General features: G+C 57.3%; 24 protein-coding genes. 4 read left to right on the top strand and 20 right to left on the bottom strand.

The features are described 5' to 3' along the window. Nucleotides 1-42: 42 nt before the first annotated feature. From rpoB to rplK, 7 genes are all read right to left on the bottom strand, one after another. Entirely contained in the window at nt 43-4,179 is a 4,137-nt protein-coding gene (gene rpoB, locus ACR0NM_RS20125; protein ID WP_170398571.1) for a DNA-directed RNA polymerase subunit beta, read from the bottom strand. Nucleotides 4,180-4,429: 250 nt separating this feature from the next. Further along, complete coding sequence (gene rplL, locus ACR0NM_RS20120; RefSeq protein WP_010441182.1) at nt 4,430-4,804, bottom strand: 50S ribosomal protein L7/L12; 375 nt, start codon at nt 4,802-4,804, stop codon at nt 4,430-4,432. Nucleotides 4,805-4,884: 80 nt separating this feature from the next. After that, nucleotides 4,885-5,403 (bottom strand): 50S ribosomal protein L10, encoded by a 519-nt coding sequence (gene rplJ, locus ACR0NM_RS20115; protein WP_010441181.1) that lies wholly within the window; start codon nt 5,401-5,403, stop codon nt 4,885-4,887. Nucleotides 5,404-5,918: 515 nt separating this feature from the next. Next, the gene (locus ACR0NM_RS20110; protein WP_170596849.1) at nt 5,919-6,839 is read right to left on the bottom strand and encodes a hypothetical protein; all 921 of its coding nucleotides are present in this window, start codon (nt 6,837-6,839) and stop codon (nt 5,919-5,921) included. Further along, on the bottom strand, nt 6,836-7,504 hold the full coding sequence (locus tag ACR0NM_RS20105) for a class I SAM-dependent methyltransferase (RefSeq protein ID WP_480616354.1): 669 nt from the start codon (nt 7,502-7,504) through the stop codon (nt 6,836-6,838). Before ACR0NM_RS20105 ends, ACR0NM_RS20110 begins: the two co-directional genes overlap by 4 nt. Nucleotides 7,505-7,808: 304 nt before the next feature. Continuing rightward, on the bottom strand, nt 7,809-8,507 hold the full coding sequence (gene rplA / locus ACR0NM_RS20100; protein WP_480616352.1) for a 50S ribosomal protein L1: 699 nt from the start codon (nt 8,505-8,507) through the stop codon (nt 7,809-7,811). Between the two features lies 1 nt (nt 8,508). Beyond that, the gene (gene rplK / locus ACR0NM_RS20095; RefSeq protein WP_010440985.1) at nt 8,509-8,958 is read right to left on the bottom strand and encodes a 50S ribosomal protein L11; all 450 of its coding nucleotides are present in this window, start codon (nt 8,956-8,958) and stop codon (nt 8,509-8,511) included. Nucleotides 8,959-9,339: 381 nt separating this feature from the next. Here rplK and ACR0NM_RS20090 point away from each other — a divergent pair, with 381 nt between their 5' ends. Together ACR0NM_RS20090 and ACR0NM_RS20085 are read left to right on the top strand one after the other, a co-directional pair. Beyond that, the gene (locus ACR0NM_RS20090; RefSeq protein ID WP_480616350.1) at nt 9,340-10,581 is read left to right on the top strand and encodes a peptidoglycan-binding domain-containing protein; all 1,242 of its coding nucleotides are present in this window, start codon (nt 9,340-9,342) and stop codon (nt 10,579-10,581) included. A gap of 95 nt (nt 10,582-10,676) precedes the next feature. Then, the gene (locus tag ACR0NM_RS20085; RefSeq protein WP_480616348.1) at nt 10,677-11,864 is read left to right on the top strand and encodes an adenylate/guanylate cyclase domain-containing protein; all 1,188 of its coding nucleotides are present in this window, start codon (nt 10,677-10,679) and stop codon (nt 11,862-11,864) included. Nucleotides 11,865-11,911: 47 nt separating this feature from the next. Here ACR0NM_RS20085 and nusG read toward each other — a convergent pair whose 3' ends face one another. The 7 genes from nusG to ACR0NM_RS20050 all read right to left on the bottom strand — a co-directional run bounded on the left by nusG (nt 11,912) and on the right by ACR0NM_RS20050 (nt 18,138). Beyond that, nucleotides 11,912-12,445 carry a transcription termination/antitermination protein NusG gene (gene nusG / locus ACR0NM_RS20080; RefSeq protein ID WP_152459924.1) on the bottom strand — a complete coding sequence of 178 codons (534 nt, stop codon included), beginning with the start codon at nt 12,443-12,445 and terminating at the stop codon, nt 11,912-11,914. A gap of 192 nt (nt 12,446-12,637) precedes the next feature. Next, a complete protein-coding gene (secE, locus tag ACR0NM_RS20075; RefSeq protein WP_170398600.1) occupies nt 12,638-12,835 on the bottom strand; it encodes a preprotein translocase subunit SecE in 198 nt (65 codons plus the stop codon). A gap of 80 nt (nt 12,836-12,915) precedes the next feature. Next, entirely contained in the window at nt 12,916-13,074 is a 159-nt protein-coding gene (gene ccoS / locus ACR0NM_RS20070) for a cbb3-type cytochrome oxidase assembly protein CcoS (protein WP_074737762.1), read from the bottom strand. 5 nt (nt 13,075-13,079) lie between these two features. Next, nucleotides 13,080-15,257: a heavy metal translocating P-type ATPase gene (locus tag ACR0NM_RS20065; protein WP_480616346.1), complete on the bottom strand. Its 2,178-nt coding sequence runs from the start codon at nt 15,255-15,257 to the stop codon at nt 13,080-13,082. A gap of 2 nt (nt 15,258-15,259) precedes the next feature. Next, entirely contained in the window at nt 15,260-15,718 is a 459-nt protein-coding gene (locus ACR0NM_RS20060) for a FixH family protein (protein WP_170406514.1), read from the bottom strand. A 2-nt stretch (nt 15,719-15,720) separates the two neighbouring features. After that, nucleotides 15,721-17,148 carry a cytochrome c oxidase accessory protein CcoG gene (gene ccoG, locus ACR0NM_RS20055; RefSeq protein ID WP_170398610.1) on the bottom strand — a complete coding sequence of 476 codons (1,428 nt, stop codon included), beginning with the start codon at nt 17,146-17,148 and terminating at the stop codon, nt 15,721-15,723. Nucleotides 17,149-17,259: 111 nt separating this feature from the next. Then, entirely contained in the window at nt 17,260-18,138 is an 879-nt protein-coding gene (locus ACR0NM_RS20050; protein ID WP_480616344.1) for a LysR family transcriptional regulator, read from the bottom strand. 101 nt (nt 18,139-18,239) lie between these two features. Between ACR0NM_RS20050 and ACR0NM_RS20045 the strand changes: the two genes are divergently transcribed. Continuing rightward, nucleotides 18,240-18,398: a hypothetical protein gene (locus ACR0NM_RS20045; RefSeq protein ID WP_170398617.1), complete on the top strand. Its 159-nt coding sequence runs from the start codon at nt 18,240-18,242 to the stop codon at nt 18,396-18,398. A 151-nt stretch (nt 18,399-18,549) separates the two neighbouring features. Here the strand turns inward: ACR0NM_RS20045 and ccoP are convergent, their stop codons facing one another. From ccoP to ccoN, 4 genes are read right to left on the bottom strand one after another with little or no spacing between them, the layout of a single operon-like run. Then, the gene (ccoP, locus tag ACR0NM_RS20040) at nt 18,550-19,413 is read right to left on the bottom strand and encodes a cytochrome-c oxidase, cbb3-type subunit III (RefSeq protein ID WP_170398621.1); all 864 of its coding nucleotides are present in this window, start codon (nt 19,411-19,413) and stop codon (nt 18,550-18,552) included. Then, the gene (locus ACR0NM_RS20035; RefSeq protein ID WP_170398624.1) at nt 19,410-19,622 is read right to left on the bottom strand and encodes a cbb3-type cytochrome c oxidase subunit 3; all 213 of its coding nucleotides are present in this window, start codon (nt 19,620-19,622) and stop codon (nt 19,410-19,412) included. The genes ccoP and ACR0NM_RS20035 overlap by 4 nt, the downstream gene beginning before the upstream one ends. A gap of 11 nt (nt 19,623-19,633) precedes the next feature. Then, nucleotides 19,634-20,362: a cytochrome-c oxidase, cbb3-type subunit II gene (ccoO, locus tag ACR0NM_RS20030; RefSeq protein WP_170398627.1), complete on the bottom strand. Its 729-nt coding sequence runs from the start codon at nt 20,360-20,362 to the stop codon at nt 19,634-19,636. 14 nt (nt 20,363-20,376) lie between these two features. Beyond that, nucleotides 20,377-21,984, bottom strand: coding sequence for a cytochrome-c oxidase, cbb3-type subunit I (ccoN, locus tag ACR0NM_RS20025; RefSeq protein WP_170398630.1), 1,608 nt, complete (start codon nt 21,982-21,984; stop codon nt 20,377-20,379). A gap of 192 nt (nt 21,985-22,176) precedes the next feature. Here ccoN and ACR0NM_RS20020 point away from each other — a divergent pair, with 192 nt between their 5' ends. Beyond that, the gene (locus tag ACR0NM_RS20020) at nt 22,177-23,016 is read left to right on the top strand and encodes a universal stress protein (RefSeq protein WP_170398633.1); all 840 of its coding nucleotides are present in this window, start codon (nt 22,177-22,179) and stop codon (nt 23,014-23,016) included. A gap of 42 nt (nt 23,017-23,058) precedes the next feature. On the opposite strand, the gene ACR0NM_RS20015 is transcribed toward ACR0NM_RS20020, so the two are convergent. Both ACR0NM_RS20015 and fnrL read right to left on the bottom strand, forming a co-directional pair. Then, nucleotides 23,059-23,313, bottom strand: coding sequence for a GlsB/YeaQ/YmgE family stress response membrane protein (locus ACR0NM_RS20015; RefSeq protein WP_170514712.1), 255 nt, complete (start codon nt 23,311-23,313; stop codon nt 23,059-23,061). A gap of 39 nt (nt 23,314-23,352) precedes the next feature. After that, on the bottom strand, nt 23,353-24,096 hold the full coding sequence (gene fnrL / locus ACR0NM_RS20010; protein ID WP_170406526.1) for a transcriptional regulator FnrL: 744 nt from the start codon (nt 24,094-24,096) through the stop codon (nt 23,353-23,355). Between the last annotated feature and the right edge of the window lie 7 nt (nt 24,097-24,103).

Below are 24,103 nucleotides of genomic sequence, written 5' to 3'. Positions count from 1 at the left end.
CAAATTTTGCGGAAGGGGGGACGGGAGGAAGGGCCGAGGCCCTTACTCCTCAACCTCCGCATCCAGGAGTTCCATATTCAGGCCGAGGCCACGGACTTCTTTAACCAGAACGTTGAACGATTCCGGTACGCCCGCTTCAAAGTTATCCTCGCCCTTGACGATCGACTCATAGACCTTGGTCCGACCGGCGACGTCATCCGATTTCACGGTGAGCATCTCCTGCAGGGTGTAGGCGGCGCCGTAAGCTTCCAGAGCCCAGACCTCCATCTCACCAAAGCGCTGACCACCGAACTGCGCCTTACCACCCAGCGGCTGCTGGGTAACCAGGCTGTACGGCCCGGTCGAACGCGCGTGGATCTTGTCGTCCACCAGGTGGTGCAATTTCAGCAGGTACTTGATGCCCACGGTGACCGGGCGCGCGAATTGCTCACCGGTGCGACCGTCGAACAGAACCGACTGACCGCTTTCCGAGAAGCCCGCACGCACCAGCGCGTCGTTGACGTCTGCTTCTTTGGCACCGTCGAAGACCGGAGTAGCGATCGGAACACCACGGGTCACGTTGCCCGCAGCCTCGATCAGGCCATCCTCGTCCAGACCGGTGATGCCTTCTTCGTAGACATCCTCGCCATAAGCCAGCTTCATCGCTTCGCGCACCGGGGTCAGATCGCCGGAACGGCGGTACTCACCCAGAGCCTCATCGATGTTCAGACCCAGACCGCGTGCGGCCCAACCCATGTGGGTTTCAAGGATCTGACCGACGTTCATACGCGAAGGCACACCCAGCGGGTTCAGACAGAAGTCAACCGGAGTACCATCGGCCAGGAACGGCATGTCTTCCATCGGAACAACCTTGGAGATAACACCTTTGTTCCCGTGACGACCGGCCATCTTGTCGCCCGGCTGCAGCTTACGCTTCACGGCGATGAAGACTTTGACCATCTTCATCACACCCGGCGGCAGGTCGTCGCCACGACGGACTTTCTCGACCTTGTCCTCGAAACGGGCGTCCAGAGCACGCTTTTGCACTTCGTATTGCTCGTTCAGAGCTTCAACGATCTGTGCATCCTGCTCGCCTTCCAGCGCCAACTGCCACCACTGACCGCGGGTCAGGGTTTCCAGCAGATCCTCGGTGATCACCGACCCTGCCTTGACGCCTTTCGGGCCTTTGACAGCGGTTTTACCCAGGATCAGGCCCTGCAGACGCGCATAGATGTTGCGGTCGAGGATCGCCAGCTCGTCGTCCCGGTCACGGGCCAGACGTTCGACTTCCTCACGCTCGATCTGCAGCGCACGCTCGTCTTTCTCGACGCCGTGACGGTTGAAGACGCGGACCTCAACAACCGTACCGTAATCGCCCGGCTTCACGCGCAGCGAGGTGTCGCGCACGTCAGATGCTTTCTCACCAAAGATGGCGCGCAGCAGCTTTTCTTCCGGGGTCATCGGGCTTTCGCCCTTCGGAGTGATCTTGCCGACCAGAATATCGCCCGGCTCAACATCCGCACCGATGTAAACGATGCCCGCCTCGTCGAGGTTGCGCAGCGCTTCTTCACCGACGTTGGGGATGTCGCGGGTGATTTCTTCCGGACCCAGCTTGGTGTCACGGGCGGCGACTTCGAATTCCTCGATATGGACCGAGGTAAAGACGTCATCACGCGCGATACGTTCCGAGATCAGGATCGAGTCTTCGTAGTTGTAACCGTTCCACGGCATGAACGCGACGACCACGTTCTTACCAAGGGCCAGTTCACCCATATCGGTCGACGGACCATCAGCAATAACCTCGCCCTTCTGGACGGTGTCACCTACCTTGATCAGCGGACGCTGGTTGATGCACGTGTTCTGGTTCGAACGCTGGAATTTGCGCAGACGGTAGATGTCAACGCCAGCATCGCCCAATTCCAGGTCTTCGGTGGCGCGGATAACGATACGCTGGGCATCGACCTGGTCGATGATACCGGCGCGTTTCGCTTGAATCGCAGCACCCGAGTCGATCGCAACCTTTTCCTCGATGCCGGTACCGACCAGCGGCGCCTCGGCCCGCAGCAGCGGAACCGCCTGACGTTGCATGTTCGAGCCCATCAGAGCGCGGTTGGCGTCGTCATTTTCAAGGAACGGGATCAGCGATGCAGCGACCGAGACCAGCTGTTTCGGCGACACGTCGATCAGGTCCACATTCTCACGCGGAGCGAGGGTGTAGTCACCGGCCTGACGGGTCGAAACCAGATCGTTGATGAATTTGCCATCGGCATCCAGCGTCGCGTTCGCCTGCGCCACGGTGTGACGCATTTCCTCGGTCGCGGACATGTAGTGTACCTCATCGGTCACCTCGGCGTCTTTGACGACGCGGTAGGGTGTTTCGATGAAGCCATACTTGTTCACGCGGGCAAAGGTGGCCAGCGAGTTGATCAGACCGATGTTCGGACCTTCTGGCGTTTCAATCGGGCACATCCGGCCATAGTGGGTCGGGTGTACGTCGCGCACCTCAAAGCCCGCACGCTCACGCGTCAGACCACCCGGGCCAAGCGCCGAGAGACGGCGTTTGTGGGTGACTTCGGACAGCGGGTTGGTCTGGTCCATGAACTGCGACAGCTGCGACGAGCCGAAGAATTCACGAACAGCAGCCGCAGCCGGTTTCGCGTTGATCAAGTCCTGCGGCATGACGGTGTCGATTTCAACCGACGACATACGCTCTTTGATCGCGCGCTCCATGCGCAGCAGACCGACGCGGTACTGGTTTTCCATCAGTTCACCGACCGAACGCACACGACGGTTGCCGAGGTGGTCAATATCGTCCACGTCGCCTTTGCCATCACGCAGCTCAACCAGCGCCTTGATGCAGGCCACGATGTCTTCGCGACGCAGGGTGCGCAGGGTGTCCGGCGCGTCCAGAGCCAGACGCATGTTCATCTTCACGCGGCCAACGGCGGACAGGTCATAGCGCTCGCTGTCGAAGAACAGGGTGTCGAACAGAGCCGACGCAGCCTCGACGGTGGGAGGCTCGCCCGGACGCATGACGCGGTAGATGTCCATCAGCGCGCTTTCACGGTTCAGGTTCTTATCCTGAGCCATGGTGTTGCGCATGTAGGGGCCAACGTTGACGTTGTCGATGTCCAGAACCGGGATGTCGGTGATGCCCGCATCCATCAGGTCCTTGACGGTGCCGCCGATCAGGTCGCCGTCTTTGTCATACTCCAGGGTCAGCTCATCACCGGCTTCGACATAGATCGCGCCGTTTTCTTCGTTGATGATGTCCTTGGCGACATACTTGCCGACGATGTTGTCGAAGGGCACCAGCAGGTCGGTAACAGCACCTTCGTCGATCAGCTTCTTGACCGCGCGCGGGGTGACTTTCTTGCCCGCTTCGGCAATCACTTCGCCCGATTTCGCGTCGATCAGATCATATGTCGGACGGGTGCCGCGCACACGCTCGGGGAAGAAGGGCGTAACCCAGCCTTTCTTCTTGTCCAGCTTGTAGGACACGGTGTTGTAATACGCGTCCATGATCGCTTCCTGATCCAGACCCAGCGCATAAAGCAGGGTTGTCACAGGCAGTTTGCGACGACGGTCGATACGGGCGAACACGATGTCCTTGGCGTCGAACTCAAAGTCCAGCCAGCTGCCGCGATACGGGATGATGCGGCAGGCAAACAGCAGCTTGCCCGAGGAATGGGTCTTGCCCTTGTCGTGATCAAAGAACACACCGGGCGAGCGGTGCATCTGGCTGACGATCACGCGCTCGGTGCCGTTCACGATGAACGTGCCGTTCGGTGTCATCAGGGGCATGTCGCCCATGAACACGTCCTGTTCTTTGATGTCCTTGACCGATTTGGCGCCGGTGTCCTCATCGACATCAAACACGATCAGGCGCAGTGTGACCTTCAGCGGCGCGCTGTAGGTCATGTCGCGCTGCATGCACTCTTCGACGTCGTATTTGGGTTTTTCCAGATCGTATTTCACGAACTCCAGAACGGAGGTTTCGTTGAAATCCTTGATCGGGAAAACCGACTGGAACACACCTTTGATGCCTTCGCCGTCTGTGGGCTGTTCTGCATCGCCGGAGCGCAGGAAAAGATCATAAGAAGATTTCTGCACCTCAATGAGGTTCGGCATCTCCAGCACTTCGCGGATTTTGCCGTAATATTTACGAAGACGTTTCTGGCCAAGGAACGTTTGAGCCATGTCAGATGTCACCTTTCGATGTTCTCAGCGGGCAAAGACACCGTCGGGCCCCGGCATCTTGCACAATCGAGACGACACGTCCGGATCAATTCGTGACCACCGTCCCGAAGGTGGCCTCCCGATCCGAAAACCGTGTCTTAGAAAACGCCCCAGACAATGAGGCCCTTTCTAAGACAGGTTCGGCTGGACCCGGATTTCTCCGGACCCAGCCAAATTTTGCGGCGCATCAGCGATGCACCTGTCGGTTGGCTTAGGCCAGCTCGACTTCGGCGCCAGCTGCTTCCAGCTTGCCTTTGACTTCCTCGGCTTCGTCTTTCGACACGCCTTCTTTGATCTTGCCGCCAGCTTCGACCAGCTCTTTGGCTTCTTTCAGGCCCAGACCGGTGATGCCGCGAACTTCTTTGATCACGTTGATTTTCGAAGCGCCGGCGTTCTTCAGAACGACGTCGAATTCGGTTTTTTCTTCCTCAGCTGCGCCACCGGCGTCGCCACCAGCTGCAACCATTACGGCGCCGCCAGCTGCGGGCTCGATGCCGTATTCGTCTTTGAGGATGGTTTTCAGTTCTTGTGCTTCCAGCAGGGTCAGACCCACGATGCTTTCTGCGAGTGCTTTCAGATCAGCCATTGTATTAGCTCTTTCCGTTTTACAGTGTGTGTTCCAACGTCAGGGTGGTTCCCCTACGCAGATCATTCAGTGCCAACCGCTTACGCAGCTTCCGCCTTCTCTTCGATGGTGGAAAGGATGCTTGCGATGTTGCTTGCAGGTGCGCCAATCGCGCCGGCGATGTTCGAAGCAGGTGCGCCAATGCAGCCAACGATCGAAGCAATAAGCTCTTCACGAGACGGCATTTTCGAAACTGTTTCGACGCCTTTGCGGTCCAGAGCGTTCTCGCCCATTGCACCGCCGAGGATCTCAAAATTCTTGTTATCCTTGGCGAAGTCCTCGGCCACCTTGGCAGCTGCCACGGGGTCCTCGGAATAGGTCAGAACGGTCATCCCTGTCAGCAGGTCGGCCATGCTTTCACACGGCTTACCCTCAAGGGCGATTTTGGCGAGCCTGTTCTTGGCAACACGCACGGCACCACCCGCGTCACGAGCACGTGCGCGAAGGTCCTGCATTTCGGCAACTGTCAGACCGGCGTAGTGCGAAACCACTACGACGCCAGAGCTTTCGAAGATTTGGCCGAGTTCCTCGACCACTTTCTCTTTCTGGGCTCTATCCACAGTTCTCTCCAAGTTAGGGGCGATATCTCACCCCGGCTCATATTTGCCGCAGCTTTCGCTCCGGCGTTCAGGTCCGTTGTTACGGGATTGGCCAAAATGCGCCCGAGGATCGTGACCCTCAGAATTCTTTGGTCTTACCCGTCTCAGGCAGGGAATTAAGGGGCCAGATGGACCCACCCACCGTCTTGGACGAAACAAAATAAAGCGCACGACGAATCGCACGCTTTATTCCGCAGGTCTACTTAGGACAGATAGGCCGGGTTTCCAAGAGGTAAATTTAGGCGACTTGCACCGCCCGCGCAGGGGCTGCGACATAGTTGAAACTGTTCTGAGGCATCTCGGTTTCCAGAAAACGAACCGACACTGAGGCTTGCGGATTTCGCTACGCGCACCATAGCTACACGCCTGCTAAGACATCGCTCAATATCTGTGCGCAGAGCTAGCCAAGCATTCTGCCAACTAACCGCTATCGTGCAAATGCGGTCGCTGCTTGAGGGCACGGCGGCGGGGCGCTTTCAACCGCCGGTAAAGTCGTGCCGAAGCATAGGTGCAAACTTGCGGCGCGCAGTCCGCCAACGGAAATGAAAAAGCGGGTCCGGTATTCGCCAGTTTTCACCGTAGCTCTGAGCCAGCAATGCTGGCGCGTCCTGCGGCAGCATGATTTCTCCACCATTAAGTGATTTTAGCGGGAAAATCGCGCTTTCCGGCAAGTCGTTGAGTGAGTACGGGTACACGCTAAAGCGCCCGTTTTCCGTCCACGCCGGAAATAGATCTATATCAATGCCCAAATTATTTTTTACTTTGAAGATTGGTATATTTCGCTTCAACGAATTGGTATCCAGGCACTCATTGGCGAGCAACTCTCGCTGATAATCAATCCATTTTTCAGCGACGCCTTCAAGCGTAGACTCACCCAGATGCACTGCAAAATCGACATCGTCGTCGTGGCCAATCAATCCACCCTCTCGAACGAGACCCAACAACGCGCCAGCGTATAGAATGATCGGCTTCCCTAAACGAATTACGGGTTCAAGCTCGGCGTCAAGTTTTGAAAAGATATCATCGCCAGCCTTTTCTCCGAATGTTCTGTTATAGCCATGTGGGGTAATGTAATCTGGGTGTAGCGTCTGCTTCACGCGCTCAAAAAACGAGGCAAAGCGCGCCTCCATACCCTGTTCTGCATAGCGAATTTCCATATGCTTCAGCCTACCGTGCGTCCGGGCAGGCTTTAATCTTCTGTGGCAGCACAAAAGAAGAAATGTCTCTTCCCAATCATCATAGAGCGACTGGTTCTCCAAGCGCATTATGGGATCCTTTAGCGCCTCAACCGCAAGGCGCGTTTTGCGAGGTCGTGGTAGTGCCGTTTGGGCCGCAGCATGCGTAAAAACATGCTCGCGAAGCGACGCGAGCTCCTTGATCAATTCTGCTTCGGTCATGGTGTTTTTTCATAGATCGCGCGGGCGACGATCGCATCTTCTGTTTTATATTTTGCGAAACCACTGCCTTCGACGCCATAACACTTTCGGAATTCTGAGGCTTCCATTTTTGAATCCAGATCCGTCGCACTTACGTATCGCCGGAAATGCGGCGCCGCAATTTTCGTTGTGGCTCGGTCCGCCAACGTTCGATATTCGAACGCTACGACATCGCCAGGCCTGCACCCGCTCCGCAGCGCCCGGATCAGAGCATCTTCTTCATCATCTGTGATCGCATGCAAAAAGAACCGAGCATAAACGCAAACAATTTCAGATCGTCGCTCGGACAACACACGCTCAACCAATCCATCTTCGAGATTGGTCTGAACAAATTCAAGATCGTCGCCGCCCTGCTTTTGTGCATGCTTTTGCGCTGACGCAATCGCTGCCTCAGACGCATCCATGCCGGTCACTTTGAACCCGTGTCGTGAAAAGAAAAAACTGTCACGGGCATTCCCACACCCTACGTCAATGACATGTGACTGCCGATCAATCTCATTTGCCACAAACGCTGCGAATTGCGACGGCAAGGTAAGCTCCCATGACCCTGCCGATTTCGCATAAAACTGGTCCCAAAAGGCGCGTCGATCTTCTGGAAGTGATTTCTGACGAATATTTTGGTTCATTGATGGGTATTCTCTAACAGCTACTACACGACAATGGGGGAACTGTGTCAGACCACACCCCCTAGTTCAATCGCTTCTTTAGCCACCGCTGCTGAGGCATTGAATCTATGTTTGTGCGTATCGCTGCTTTTTAGTCAGCGTAGCTGTAACCGGGTTTGAAATTGGCAAAACTTCAAGATTTCAATTGATGTGCAAGCAACCACGCTATCACACAGCTACAGCCTGTTTCTCATGTGGCACGCAATAAAAATCCCGGGCAGTTCTCACTACCCGGGATCAAGTTCTCACAGCTAAACGCTAAGGCTTATTCGCCCGCAGCAGCCGCCACGTCCAGAGTCACACCCGGGCCCATGGTCGAGCTCAGCGCGATTTTCTTCATATAGGTGCCTTTGGCACCCGACGGTTTGGCCTTCGCAACAGCCGAGATGAAGGCACGGACGTTTTCGACCAGCTTGGCTTCGTCGAAGGACGCTTTGCCAACACCGGCGTGCACAACGCCGCCTTTTTCCGCCTTGAACTGAACTTCACCGCCCTTGGCTGCTTCCACGGCCGCTTTCACGTCCATGGTCACGGTGCCGACTTTGGGGTTCGGCATCAGGTTGCGAGGGCCCAGAACTTTACCCAGACGACCGACGATCGGCATCATGTCCGGGGTGGCAATGCAGCGATCGAATTCGATGGTGCCGCCCTGAATGGTTTCCATCAGGTCTTCTGCGCCAACGATATCTGCGCCCGCTTCTTTCGCTTCGTCGGCCTTGGGGCCACGAGCAAAAACAGCAACGCGCATCGCTTTACCAGTGCCGTTCGGCAGGCCGACAACGCCGCGAACCATCTGGTCTGCGTGACGGGTGTCAACGCCCAAGTTCATTGCGATTTCGATGGTCTCGTCGAATTTCGAGGTTGCGTTGGCTTTGACCAGGGCAACTGCTTCGTCAACCGACAGGTTTTCCTTGCCAGCGACAGCTTCGCGCGCAGCGCGGGTACGTTTACCGAGTTTTGCCATCTTACTTCACCTCGATGCCCATGGAGCGGGCCGAGCCCAGGATGATCTGCATTGCGCCTTCAACGTCGTTGGCGTTCAGATCTTTCATTTTGGCTTCGGCGATTTCACGAACCTGCTTCGAGGTCACGGTTGCCACGGTCTCACGACCGGGGTTCTCCGCGCCGCGGGGGCGGTTACGCTTGCCGACCGGCTTCAGACCAGCTGCTTTTTTCAGGTAGTAAGACGCGGGCGGCGTCTTGATGTCCATGGTGAAGGACTTGTCCTGATAATAGGTGATCACGGTCGGGCACGGAGCGCCGGGCTCCATGTCTGCGGTCTTGGCGTTGAACGCCTTGCAGAATTCCATGATGTTGATGCCGCGCTGACCCAGCGCCGGACCAACTGGCGGCGACGGGTTCGCCTGACCTGCAGGAACCTGCAGTTTCATTGTACCAGCAAGCTTCTTGGCCATTTGGTTTTCCTTTCAACTAAGTCAGGGCGCGCCCCGACCAGATTATGTTGCGTGGTCCGATCCGGGATCGCGATCCCAGCAACCTCCCACGAGAGAATCTCGCCCGAAGACGATAGGGGCGGCACTTACAGCGGAACGGCGGGGTTGGCAAGTGGCCTGCCCTGCTCTCACACATCGAATCAAGCCCCCAAGTGGGTCTCATACGCTCACGGCGTACAGATCGTTACTAACAAGGTGCGACTGACAACTCTTAAGAAATTAATATCAATGCAGAATCCGCGCGGTGGTTGCGGGATGGTCGGGTTTCCGCCACCCCCCTCACCTCAATACTCGCAGCTGTGCTATACTCGACGAAATTAGTATTTTTGGTGGAGGTTAATTATGATCATTCGTTTACTAATAACAGTTGGCATCGCGCTGTCATTTGCGGCGTCTTCTCCTCAGACCGCACGGGCCGATGCTGGCGAGATACTGGGCGGTGCTGTGGTTGGTGGCGTCATCGGCTACGCTATCGGCCGGGATCAGCAGAGAAAACAGCAGGCCCGGACGAGGTCAACAACAACACGCACCTATCGCCCCGGAATTCCGTCGACCACACAAGGGGCGCAAACCCAGACCGCGCTCAACTATTTCGGCTACAATGCGGGTCGCGTTGATGGTCAAGTCGGTCGTGGCACACGGTCTGCGATCGAACGCTATCAGGTCTCCATGGGCTACCCCGTGAATGGCTATGACTTCCAGCCCTATCAGCGCGACTTCCTAATGCAGGCCTATTACTGGGCGACAAGCGGCGGTCAGACGACAACTCAACTCGCAGGCCAACCGCTTTTGATGGAATACCGTCGGCAGATACAAACCGGCTCTGCCCTGGCTGCTGCCCCTCAGGCACCAGCACAAGCCCCAGCAACCACGATTCCGGTTGTGGTTCCTGAAGCTCGGGAACCAGAGCCCGAGGCCAATACAACTGAAACCGCCTCTGCCAGCCTGCCAAGCCTATTTTCCGGCGGGACCGGCGGCCCATCGCTGGCCAATCGGTGTAGCGGGGTGATGCTGCAGACCTCGACAAACGGGGGCTACACGACGCTGTCAAATATGACGGATGCCGATTTTGCCCTCAGCGAACAGTTCTGCCTTGCTCGCAGCTATGCAATGGCGCGTGGCGAAGATCTGATGGCGGATATCCAGGGGCTGACGCCGGATCAGGTGAGCGCACAATGCGACTCGTACGGCGAAATGTTGGCACCGCAAGTTGATGCGCTGTCGATCAGCTCGAAGGCAGAAGCTGAAACCCAGGTACGCAAGCTTGCGCTGGACTCGGGCCTAAGCCCCGCTGATCTTGCAGCGACAAGCAAGGTTTGTCTGTCGATGGGCTACCGTCAGGACAACATGGACACGGCAGTCGGTTCTGCATTGATGCTAGTCGCGATGGGTGAGCCTGCCTATGGAGAGTTGATCGGCCACCACCTGCGCGAAGGCTTTGGTGTGCAACAGCGTCGCGATCTTGCGATGCAGTGGTACGATGCGAGCCTTTCGGCGTTGGATGCCGGTTCGCAGGCCGTCTTCCTGCCATCCCAGACCGACCGCCCGCAACTGTTGCGAGCCGCTATGGTTCAAGCGCAGTAAGTCGCGCACTCAGTCGTTTCAGCCTCTGCGAAGCTGATACAAATAACGCCGCGGTGTCAGTTTGCATCGCGGCGTTCTATATTGAGGGTGCCATTATGCCGACCCCACCGGAACCGATCTCAAAACATGACAAGATCGACGCTTTGATCGAGTGGATGGTTGACGGTGCCCGCCCAGCTGGAAATGCGGTCGATATCATCGAAGGTATCTGTACCCGTCTGCTGGATGCCGGTGTCGCCATCGACCGGTTCGGTTTGTTCATCTGGACGCTGCATCCCAATCTGATGGGTCGACGTTTCCTGTGGAAAGCGGGCGCTGGCGTTGATCGGGTCGACGCGCCGTCTCAATTGTTCACCGAGGCGATCTACACCGATAACCCCCTGCCGCATGTGATCGAGCGTCAGCAACCCATCCGCCGCCATCTGGAAGACCCCAACTGCCCCGAGGATTACATCATTGTCGGAGAATTGCGCGAGCAGGGCTTCACCGATTATCTGGCGCAACCGCTGATCTATCTCAACGGCGATACCCATGTCTGCACTTGGTCAAGTGCCACGCCCGGTGGGTTTTCAGAGAGTGATCTAGCGATCCTGAGCCGGGTTCGCGGTCCGCTCGCCCGCCTGACCGAGACCTATATGCTGCGGCTCGACGCGACCTACCTTCTGTCGACCTATGTCGGCCGTAACAGTGGCGCCCACATTCTGGACGGTAAAGTACATCGCGGTGATGGCAGCAAAATCGAGGCCGTTATCCTGTTTGCGGATCTCAAGGGATTTACCCGCCTTTCGAATTCGGTTTCCGGCGATACGCTGGTCCGGCTGCTGAATGACACGTTTGATTGCCTTGTCCCGTCGGTCATGGACCACGGCGGAGAGATTCTGAAGTTCATGGGCGACGGCTTTTTTGCCATCTTCCCAACCAGCACGAATCTTCCGCCAAAGGTGCAGATTCAGGCCGCCATCGCAGCGGTGCGCGAGGGTGTGGCGTCGCTGGCCGAGGCCGATTTTCAGCAAAAGCTAGGCGTGCGCACTGCAATTCATCACGGTCGCTTCCATTATGGCAATGTAGGTGGCGGGGACCGGCTGGATTTCACGGCCATCGGTCCCGACGTCAATTTGGCGGCTAGACTTGTAGCGGCGGCCACAGACTTGGATTGCGACCATGTCCTTTCGGATACAGCCGCAGCATTTCTCCCGACACTCTGCGAACCGGTCGGAACTGTATCACTTAAAGGTTTTGGTGCGGATCAAACTGTCTGGCAGATAAGCACGCCCCAAACGTAAAAAGGGTGCCCATAAGGCACCCCAAACGATGGTTCGATGGGAACCAATCAGCTTTGCTTTGTGACCTGCGTAAAGTCCAGCTCGACCGGTGTTTCGCGGCCAAAGATCGAAACCGAAACTTTCAGTTTCTGGTTCTCGTCGTCCACACCTTCGACCATGCCGTCGAAATCCTCGAACGGGCCGTCGTTGACCTTGACCTTCTCGCCAACCTCGAAGCTGATCATCAGCTTGGGCGCTTCTTCACCTTCCTGAACGCGGTTGAGGATCTGGTTCACCTCGGCGTCGCGCATCGGCATCGGGCGGCCCTGAGGACCCAGGAAGCCGGTAACGCGATTGATCGAGTTGATCAGGTGATAGCCCTGATCCGACATTTCCATGTGTACCAGCACGTAACCCGGCATAAAGCGACGTTCGGTGGTGACCTTCTTGCCCCGGCGCACTTCGATCACCTCTTCGGTGGGCACCAGTACCTCGTCGATATCGTCTTCAAGGCCCTGCTCAGCCACCGACGTGCGGATCTGCTCTGCGATCTTCTTTTCGAAATTCGAAAGAACGCTGACCGAATACCACCGTTTCGCCATGAACCTGTCGTCCTTGTTTGCCTTTGGGCTGCGACGCATCGCGCCCTTCGTTGAAATCCTATTGCGTCACCCGGAATAAAAAGCGGCGCGCAGCCCGATTCGCCGCACGCCCATTCCGAATAGTCATGTCACCTACTCTGACATCGCAAGCTGTGCAAGGGGGCAGTCGCGTTTCGGCTTGCCCAAACCGGCTTAGCTGAACGCGCCGAGTACCAGTTGCAGACCGCCGCGAATGCCCAGATCAACCAGCGCAAAGAACACAGCCGTCAGCGCAGCCATGATGAACACCATGACCGTGGTCAACAGAACCTCACGACGGGTCGGCCAGACGACCTTTGCGACTTCGGCGCGGACCTGCTGAATGAACTGGATCGGGTTTAAGGTTGCCATGAGGCTACAATCTCTCTTCTAGCGGATGGGCCGGACATAGCCGGGCATTGCGGCAATTTCAAGGGCTGTTGACGCCTCTGTCAGGGCTTGGGCTTGTCATCCCATTCGTCGCTTAGGATACGGCGCGCATCGCCTTCCGGATCCTCATACTGGTTCGAGCGGACCGTGTAGATAAACGCAACCAAGCCAACCCCGCCCAAAAGCAGGGAAATCGGGATCAGATAGGCAAGCACTTCCATCAGAGTTACCTCAGCCGCAAGGCGTTCAACGACACGGTAATCGACGAGGTCGACATCGCCAATGCCGCAATAAGGGGTGTCGCCAACCCGGCAACGGCCAGCGGGACCGCGATGATGTTATAGACAGTGGCGATCCGGAAATTCTCGCGAATCCGACGGGTCGCCCTGACGGCTGTATCGCAAGCCTCAGCGATTGGGGACAGATCATTGCCCAGTAGCACGATATCCGACGCCACCCGCGCGGCATCCAAGGCGCTGGCCGGAGAAATCGACACATGCGCCGCCGCCAATGCCGCCGTATCGTTCAGCCCATCGCCGACCATCAGAACGTGCCGACCCTGATCACTCAGCTGCTGCACCTTGGCGGCTTTGTCTTGAGGCAAGGCCTGGGCGATCCAGTTCTCAATGCCAAGCTTGCCCGCCAAGGCCTGAACCGCGCCTTCCGTATCGCCGGAAATCAGGATGACGTCTTTGCCAGCAGTGCGGAAAGCCGCAATCGCCTCGGCAGCGCCTGCGCGCAGACTGTCGGTAAAAGTAAAGCGCGATGGCGTCTGCGATCCAATTGCGAGCCAGGCTGCGGTCTGCTCACCATCTTCGCCGCCGACCCAGGCCGCTCGACCCAGCCGGACCTGCTGATCACGGTAAACGCCCTCAGTGCCATATCCCGGCACCTCAACAACATCGTGCAACTTGGCAGGCTTGATCCCGGCCTCACGCGCAGCCTTTGCAAGGGCAAGAGACAATGGGTGCGAAGACGCTTCGGCCAATGCCAGAGCCACTTGCAAATCGGTACGCGAATGATCACCAAGGTTGGTCAACTCAGGCGCACCGGATGTGAGGGTTCCGGTCTTGTCGAACACCACCGTATCCACTTCGGCCAACCGTTCTAACGCGGTCGCGTGTTTGATCAGCATGCCACTGCGGAACAATCGGCCTGATGCTGCAGTGGTTACCGCCGGCACTGCCAAGCCCAGCGCGCAGGGACATGTGATGATCAAAACCGCCGCAGCGATATTCAGCGCCGTCCGGATATCGCCCGAATAAATATACCATCCTAAGAAGCTGAGCGCGGAGAGTATATGCACCCCCGGCGCATAAAGCTTGGCCGCCTTGTCTGCCAGCGAGGTATACCGTGATCGGCCCGATTCAGCGATGGCTACCAGATCCGCCATACGGTGCAGCGAGGTATCTTCCCCGACTGCCGTCGCACGGATGGTCAGGGGACCGGTCAGGTTAACCTCACCTGCACTGACGTTCAGCCCGGCCTCGGCAAAGACCGGGAGGGTTTCCCCGGTCAGCAGCGACCGGTCCAACTCGGACTGGCCCGAGATGATTTCGCCATCCACTGGCATACGCCCTCCGGGGCGAACCAGAATCAGATCACCCACGTTAAGGCTCGCCACCGCCACTTCCGCTTCGGTCCCATCCACTAGCCGGATGGCGCGCGGGACCTCCAGCGCGGTTAGTTCTTCGGCAGCCGAACGTGCCGCGGCACGGGTGCGATAGTCCAAATACCTGCCCGCTAGCAGGAAGAATGTCAGGGTCAAAGCCGCGTCGAAATAAGCATGTTCACCGCTGAGTGCAGTTTCCCAAAGCGACGTGACCAGAGCCAGCAGGATCGCCAGAACAATCGGCACATCCATATTCAACCGGCGCACGCGCAGCGCGCTCCAGGCGTTGGAAAAGAAAGGCTGGGCCGAGAACGCAATTGCAGGCAGCGCAATCGCTGCCGATATCCAGTGGAACATGTCGCGCGTCGCATCGGTGGCGCCGGACCAGACCGACACCGATAACAGCATCACGTTCATCGAAGCAAAACCCGCCACTGCCAGCCGCATCAGCAGATCGCGCCCGGCCTTATCGGTTTGCGTAGCCGAAAGCGCACCCGGATCCAGTTCGTGGGCTTCAAAGCCAGCGCGCTCCAGCACCGGGATCAGATCGGCGGCGCGCGTATCCGGTGCCGCCTTGATCATCGCGCGTTTCAGCGTGAGATTGACCCGCGCGTCTTCAACGCCGGGATGGGCATTCAACTCACGCTCGACCGTAGAGATGCAGGCCGAGCAGTGGATGCCCGGCAGCGACAGCGCGATCTGCATATCCTCTGGGATTGGCCGCGCCGCTTCTGCCGGGGCTGCGATGCAGCCAGGACAGGCTGCCCGAGATGGAGTGGCTTGCGCAACCATCTCTAACCTTTCACATACAGGGGCACACGTTGCGCGAACTCGGCACCATCTTTTGCTTTGGCCACAAGGCGAATGTTCCAGTTCCCTTCGCCTAGGGCAGCCGGAGCGGCATAGGCGATGCCATCAAAAGTAAAGTCCGGCGAGAAGTCTTCCTTCACATGGGTGGCGCGCCCCACCACGGCCTGCAGATCTGCCACTTCAACAGGGGAACCGGTCTGATCGGTTATGTATAGCACCAGCAGCCCTCCGGTCAGCTCGGCCTTGATGTTCCAACCCAAGGCCTGCTGTTCCTTCAAACGTTCATTGAACTCCTGGCTGGCTACATAAGAGTTCTTCACCTCAAGCCCCGGAAAGGTCTTGATTGCACTATAAGCCAAGACGAGGTTCACCGTGATGATCACGCCAAAGGCCGCGACAAATACCGCCAATGCGTGTTTGCCTGTGAATTGACGTTCTGCCATTCTCAGCTTCCTCGTCCGTTGAAACTGGTATCCTTGTAGGCCCGCTCACCACTTTCCAGATCTTCGACCCAGATGCGAACCGAGGTGCTGTCAGCCGCCGCAGGGGCAGTACCCTGTGGAGCGGTGATATAGACGCGGGTCAATTGTGCCGTATCTGCAGTGACATTAACAGTCTCGCCTTCAACACCTTCGATTTCAATCTGCAGCGATGGATCGCCTGCAATCGTCAGTTTGAATGGCCGATCCTCGCCATGTTTGTTGCGCAGGCGTACATCATAGGTATTACGGATCGTGCCATCTGAAAGGGTAACGAAAGTCGGATTCCGCACCGGCGCAACCGTCAAATCGATATCCGAACGAATGAACAACGCAAAGAGCAGTGCAAATCCGACCAGTGACCATAGCGCCGTGTACAGGATCGTGCGCGGACGCAGGATGTGTTTCCAAACGTTTTTGGGTGGCTGACCTTCGCGTTCGCGGGCCTCATCACTCAGCGCCATGTAATCGATCAGACCACGGGGCTTGCCTATCTTGGCCATCATGTCATCGCAGGCGTCGATGCAAAGCGCACAGGTAATGCATTCCAGTTGCTGACCGTCTCGAATGTCGATCCCTACCGGGCAGACATTGACGCAAGCCATACAATCGATGCAATCGCCCAGCTCGCTGTCAGCCGTACGTTTGCCTTTGCCGCGTGGTTCACCCCGCCATTCGCGATATCCGACGACCAGGGTATCCTCGTCCATCATCGCGGCCTGTATGCGCGGCCATGGGCAGGCATAGATGCAGATTTGTTCGCGTGCAAAGCCACCGAAGAAAAACGTGGTGCCGGTCAGAATCAGCATCGTCGTATAGGCCACTGGATGCGCGTTTCCGGTGACCAGATCACGCGCCAGAGTTGGTGCATCCGCAAAATAGAAAACCCAGGCGCCACCGGTCGCGAGCCCGATGAAGAACCAAGCGACCCACTTGGTCAGGCGCAGCCGCGCCTTGCGGAAATCCAGCTTTTTCTGCCTGTGCAGACGCAGGCGCGCATTACGGTCGCCCTCGATCCAGCGCTCGACAAGGATATACAGGTCCGTCCAAACCGTCTGCGGGCAGGCATATCCGCACCAGACCCGCCCAAGCGCCGAGGTGAACAGGAACAGACCCAATCCTGCCATGATCAGCAGCCCAGCGACAAAATAGAACTCGTGCGGCCAAATCTCGATCCAGAAGAAATAGAAGCGGCGGTTCGCCAGATCCAGAAGAACGGCCTGATCCGGAAGGCTTGGACCGCGATCCCACCTGATCCAAGGCGTCACATAGTAAATGCCCAGCGTCACCGCCATGATGATCCATTTCAGATTGCGAAACGGGCCGGACACACGTCTCGGGAAAATCGGCTCTCTGGCGGCATAGAGACTGGGGGTGGGATTGGAATCGCTCACAGGCTGGCTCCGCAACTGGCTATTCTGAGTGTGTGTTCTTCCAGATCACGAGGCAAGGGACTTTGACATGGGTCAAAACGCGCATCGTGCAGACACCTTTAGACGCGTGAATTACTGCTGGCTTCGCGCTTCGCGCCTCAGCCAGTTGATGAAGATTTTCACGGATCGCCTAAGAGCTTGTTTTTGCGTAACTATATGATACCCGCGCGTATCCGGCTCGGTGAAGAGTTCGACGACGCGGCCCGCATTGATGTCCGCTTCGACGAATTGTCGCACAGTGACGGTGACCCCTTGCCCAGACCGTAAACCATCCAGCAGCAGGTTACCGGGAAGCTGCGTACGCCCCGCGCCGCGTTCGGGTCCGACACCTCGCTCAGTCAGCCATTTTGTCCCCTCAGTCGTGCCAATTTCCTCAAGCCACGGCAACTGCGCAAGTTCTGCCGGGGACCAATCGGTCTTGTTACCCAATAGTGTGGGTGAGGCGACGATGACCATCGGCGTCTGCAACAACATCTCACACTCCACCCCCGGCCAACCGCCGGCGCCATAACGGATCGCTACATCCACGCCACCCGGTTGCAGCTCGACCACCTCAAAGGTTGGATCTAGGATCAGGTTTACGTCGGGATGCGTCGCGCGGAAACTCGGCAGTCGCGGCATCAGCCAAGATGCAGCGAAGGAAGACGTCAGCGACACATGAACCGGGCGGTCCTGAGCCGAGCGAGCCAGATCACCCACAGCAGCCTCGATCGCACCAAATCCAAGCTGCAGGGCACGGGCAAGATGCTCACCTTCCGCGGTAAGTGTCAGCGCTTTGCCCGTTCGGTCCAGCAGAGCCGCGCCCAGATGTTTCTCGAGCGCGCGAAGCTGCTGACTGATTGCAGCGTGGCTAACATTGAGCGCAGCACCGGCCTCGACAACACTTCGCTTCTCAGCGAAGGCTGCAAAGGCCCTGAGAGAGGCCAACGGCGGCAGCAATAGCCAGTCCATATGTAAATCCTACTTACACATTGAAATGGTAATTGAGTCGCATTCGGCGTGCGACAGGTCAATCTTAAAGCTCAGAAACAACTCTGCACAGGAGGGAAACCATGCTGACCGTATTCGCCAGATCTTTTTTGAACGCGACACGCATCAATACGCCTCACATCTACGATGCGCCAAAGCCGGGCCGTCGCAAGCGGCGCTGGCTGCCCGAACATCATTGGTGGAGAGAAAACCCGCGCGATGTAAATCTGAACGATCTTTGATACTGGTTTGAATGCCGTATCTGGACCGGCAGAGATTGCAGCCCTATTGTTTGAAAATCGGCACCGGCTGTTCTGGAAACGCGCGAACAGATGGAACAGCCGGTGCCTAGACCTTCGGGCGGGAGACCGCCCGGAGGCGTTCTTTTAACCCTTACTGACCGCCACCCAACTGGTGGACATAGGCCGTCACGGCGCGGATTTGCGCGTCGGTCAGGCGATTTTCCCATGGGGGCATCACGCCAAAGCGGCTGTAGGTGACCGTCTCGGTCAGGGCCTCTTGGCTGCCGCCGTAAAGCCAGATCGCATCGGTCAGATTCGGCGCACCCTGGGAAACGTCGCCTTTGCCGTCATCACCGTGGCAAGCCGCGCAGTTGTCTTCGAATACAACCTTGCCTGCCTGCGCCGCCGCGTCATCGGTCTGGGCGTTGGTCAGGGACATGACGTATTGAACCACTTGAGTGATCTCATCCTTTTCGAGGATCTCACCAAAGGCCGGCATCTCGGAATAGCGCGCGTCGTCGCTTTCCTCGTTCCGGATGCCATAGGCGATGGTGTACTCGATATCCTCAAGCGAGCCGCCCCACAGCCAGGCATCATCCAGCAGGTTCGGGAAACCCGGCGCACCCTGCGCGCCCGATCCGTGGCACTGCGCACACCAGGTTCGGAACACAGCGCCACCAGAGTTAACTGCGTATTGTTGCAGCTCCGCGTCGGCCGAGATTTCTTCCAGCGGCGTTTCCACCAACTTGGCATTCCACGGCGCATTCGCTTCTTCGAACGCGACCATTTCCTGCTGCACCAGCTCGCGCGAGGACCAACCCAGCACACCGGCGGTTGCCGATTGAACCAAGGGCCATGCGGGGTACATGATCGTGTAGATCACGCCCCAAATGATGGTCGCGTAAAAGGTCCAAAGCCACCAGCGTGGCATCGGATTATCGAATTCCTCGATTCCGTCCCAGCTGTGACCCGTGGTGTTAGGATCGCCCGGCTGTTTTTCAGGTGTCTTACTCATTGCCGCGCCTCCTTGGATGTGGCGGGTTTGTCGTCGCCCCGACGGGGCGCTGGGGCATCAGCGTGCCGGAACGGGATGTTGGCGGTGTCCTTGTATTCCTTGCTGGCACCAGGGCGGAAAACCCAGATGATGATGCCAATAAAAAACGAGAACAGGAGCAGCAACATCCAGCTATCCGCGAACTGCCTTAGAATTGTGTATAGTTCCATCACACCCTCCTTTAACGGCTTGCGTCCGGGGTGAAGGTCGAGAAATCGACCAGCGTGCCCAGCATCTGGAGGTAAGCAACCAACGCATCCATTTCAGTCAGCTCGGGCTGACCGTCAAAGTTACGCACATTGACCTTGTCGCCATAGCGTTCCAACAATCCATCATAATCGCTGTCCGGATCGGCCTGCGCCCTAAAATCGGCCTGCGCCTGTTCAAGCATCTCGTCGGTATACGGGGTGCCAACCACGGCATTTGCCGCCATGATGTCACCGATATACTTGCCGTCTAGCTTACGATCTTCAAGGAAGCCGTATTTCGGCATCACCGATTCCGGCACCACCGATTGTGGATCGCGCAGGTGGTCCACCTGCCATTGATCCGAATACCGGCCACCGACGCGGGCAATATCCGGCCCGGTGCGTTTGGATCCCCATTGGAACGGATGATCATACATGGATTCAGCCGCCAGCGAGTAGTGGCCATAGCGTTCAACCTCATCACGCATCGGGCGGATCATCTGGCTGTGGCAAACATAGCAGCCTTCGCGCAGATAAACCTCACGCCCCGCCAGTTCGAGAGGGGTGTAAGGGCGCATGCCCTCCACCTTCTCGATGGTGTTCTCAAGATAGAACAGGGGCGCGATCTGTACGATGCCACCGATGGTCACGACCAGAAAGCTGAAGATCAGCAGGAGGGTCGCGTTGGTCTCGAGGATCTTGTGTTTGTCGAGAATTGCCATTGCTCCGGCCCTCCCTATTCAGCCGGGACCGCGACGGTCAGGCTGGCCTCTTTGGCCGGCGCTTTCCGTACAGTCATCCACAGGTTGTAGCACATGATCAGCGAGCCAGCGACGAACATCACGCCACCCAGCGCACGCACCACATACATCGGGAACTTCGCGGCAACGGTGTCAGCGAACGAATTCACCAAGAAGCCATTGGCGTCCACTTCACGCCACATCAGGCCTTCCATGATACCGGTGACCCACATCGACGCCGCGTAGAGAACGATGCCAATGGTGGCGAGCCAGAAGTGCCAGCTGACCAGCTGCAGCGAGTACAGACGCTCACGCTTCCACAGAACAGGGACTAGGAAGTAAAGAGCACCAAAGGTGATCATTCCATTCCAGCCAAGCGCGCCCGAGTGTACGTGACCGATAGTCCAGTCGGTGTAGTGGCTGAGGCTGTTCACAGCGCGGATCGACATCATCGGACCCTCGAACGTGGACATGCCGTAAAAGCCGACCGAAATCACCATCATCCGGATCACTGGGTCAGTGCGTAGTTTGTCCCATGCACCCGACAGGGTCATCAGACCGTTTATCATACCACCCCACGAAGGCATCCATAGGATCACCGAGAATACCATGCCAAGGGTCGAGGCCCAATCAGGCAGCGCGGTATAGTGCAGGTGGTGCGGGCCAGCCCAGATATACAGGAAGATCAGCGCCCAGAAGTGGATGATCGACAGCTTGTAGCTGAACACCGGACGCTCAGCCTGTTTCGGGATGAAGTAGTACATCATACCCAGGAAACCGGCAGTCAGGAAGAAGCCCACGGCGTTGTGGCCATACCACCACTGGATCATGGCATCCTGAACACCAGACCAGACGATGACCGATTTCGATCCCCAGATGCTGACCGGGATGGTCATGTTGTTGACCAGGTGCAGCATGGCGACAGTCACGATAAAGGCCAGATAGAACCAGTTTGCCACGTAGATGTGCGGCTCTTTCCGCTTGATGATCGTGCCCAGATAAACAGCCAGATAGGCAACCCAGACAACGGTCAGCCACAGGTCAACGTACCATTCAGGTTCGGCATATTCTTTCGACTGCGTTCCACCAAGTATATAACCGGTTGCCGCAAGCACGATGAACAGCTGATAGCCCCAGAATACGAACCATGCCAGGTTTCCACCCCAAAGTCGCGCAGCGCTGGTGCGCTGTACGACATAGAACGAAGTTGCGATCAACGCGTTACCGCCAAAGGCAAAGATAACCGCCGATGTATGCAAAGGCCGCAGACGCCCGAAATTAAGATAGCCCTGCGCCCATTCGAAGTTCAGCGCCGGAAAGGCTAGCTGGAACGCAATAAAAGTCCCTGCCAGGAACCCGACTACCCCCCAGAATGCGGTTGCGATCACGCCGTAGCGGATCACATCATCCATATACTCACCAGAGCGGTCGACGAGGATATCTGGCTCTTCCGTGTTTCTAAGCGTCCAGATGAACAGACCGCCGGCGATCAACATCACCAGAATTGCGTGCACCTGATACGCCAAATCCCGTGCGTAGTTAGAACCGATGGCTGCGAACAGCACCACCAGCCCAAGCACGATCAGCTTGATGTAATTTGACATATTGCGTCCCTTTGCCATGCCTCGCGCGATTCTTCGTGTCACGCGAAACCTTTTTGACTGCATGCTGTAATGCAGCGAGGTCGCCTTTGACGCTTTGATCTGCATCAAGACAAGCCCCTGTTTTCTGTGAGAGGTATTTTGCAGAAACAGACACGCGCTGGCAACGGACAGCGCCGGAAACATGAGGTCGACATGGCATTTAAATCTCTTCTTACGGTCATGACGGAAACCAAGCTTTCTCAGAACGCACTGGCACAAATGGTGGCATTGGCAGAAGGGCAGGACGCCCATGTCGAAGCGTTGTGTCTTGGCGTCGATCGCAGTCAGACCGGTTATTATTATGCCGGTGCAAACGCTTTGATCCTGCAGGAGACCCTGAGCCGTGCCAATGCCGAGGCGGACGAGATACTCGCCTACGCTCAGGATTATCTGGGTAAGTCGGGCGTGCGCTGGTCCGCTGAAAACGGGGTAGCTCAGATCGCTGATCTCGGGCGACATGTCGCACGTCGCGCGCGCTTTTCGGATCTCGTGGTATTGCCGCGACCTTATGGAAAAGACCGCGACGCAGAAGCTGAACCCATCGTCGAGGCCGCCATGTTCGAAGGCCATTCGCCGGTGCTGTTAGTGCCCGATGATAACAAACCGATTTCGGCCCCAAAAACCGTCATGGTGGGCTGGAACGAAAGCGTCGAAGCGATGCGCGCCATCCGTCGCGCGTTGCCATTCTTGAAGCAGGCCGAACTCACACGGATTGTCGTGATTGATCCACCGCGTCATGGGCCGGATCGATCGGACCCGGGCGGTCTGCTATCTCAGATGCTGGCGCGACATGGGGTGAAGTGCGAAATCGACGTGCTCAGCAAGACCATGACGCGCGTCTCGGACATCCTCAATCGCCACGCTGCCGATACCGAGGCCGATATGATCGTTATGGGGGCCTATGGCCATTCGCGCTTTCGCGAGGCCATTTTGGGCGGTGCGACCCGTAATATGCTGGAGCAATCAGAAATCCCCGTGTTTCTGGCTCACTAACGACGCCAACAAACGCAAAAGCCGTCCGTCTCTGGTGCGGCTTTATGTCTTGCGGATCAGGCCGATCAGGAACAGCAGGATCACCGCGCCGATAGTGGCAAAGAAGATCGAAGAGATGAGCCCTCCGCCAACCGCAAAGCCCAGGGCGGGAAAGATCGTGCCCGCCAGAAACGCACCGACAATCCCGACTATAACATTCCCGATCAGGCCGAACCCACGCCCTTCCATGATTTTTCCCGAAAGCCAGCCAGCAATCGCGCCGATGAACAGCATGGCGAGTAAACCGCTAAATTCCATAAGGGACTCCCAATTGTTCGAGGGCGGCGGGCTGAGGCATCAGACCAGAAATCCGCCATCGGTATCGTCGCCCGCCTCTTCCATTAGGCGCCCCATATCGGGGATTGTTACATGGCGTTTACCTTCCAGAGTAATGACCTGATCTTTCTTCAAGGCGGAAATCTGCCGGCTGACAGTTTCCAGGGTCAGCCCAAGATAGTCGGCCATCGCCTCGCGCGTCAGTGGCAGGTCAAAGACAATCGGAGCTACCATTCCGGCTTGATGAATCGATGCGTCCCGGCGCGCGATGATCGAAAGCAGGCTGGCAATCTTTTCCCGCGCCGTCTTGCGCCCAAGCACCAGCATCCACTCACGGGCCGCATCCAATTCGTCCAGCGTCATTTCCAGCAGACGCTGCGAGATGTGCGGCGTTGTGATCATCATGTCTTCGAACGGCTTTTTGCGGAAACAGCACATCATCAGATCGGTGGTTGCAACCACGTCATAAGGCGCGTTGTCTCGTCCAGGGCGACCCACGAAATCACTAGGCAGCAGCAGGCCGACCATTTGCCTGCGCCCATCCTCCATCGTCTGTGTCAAAGACGCGATTCCCGACACGACCGAGCCGACAAAATTCATCGGATCGCCGGACCAGATGATCGTCTGCCCCGCCTCAAAGCTGCGGTAGTACTTGATGTTCTCAAGCTCTTCCAGCTCGTCCTTTTCGCAATGCGCGCACACCGCACGATGCCGGATCGGGCATTCTGCGCAATTGGTGTGGTCGAATTGGGCCTTGAGTGTCATTCGCGCT

This window comes from Ruegeria sp. AF2, assembly GCF_056542025.1.
This window is presented reverse-complemented; position numbering and strand designations above follow the sequence as displayed.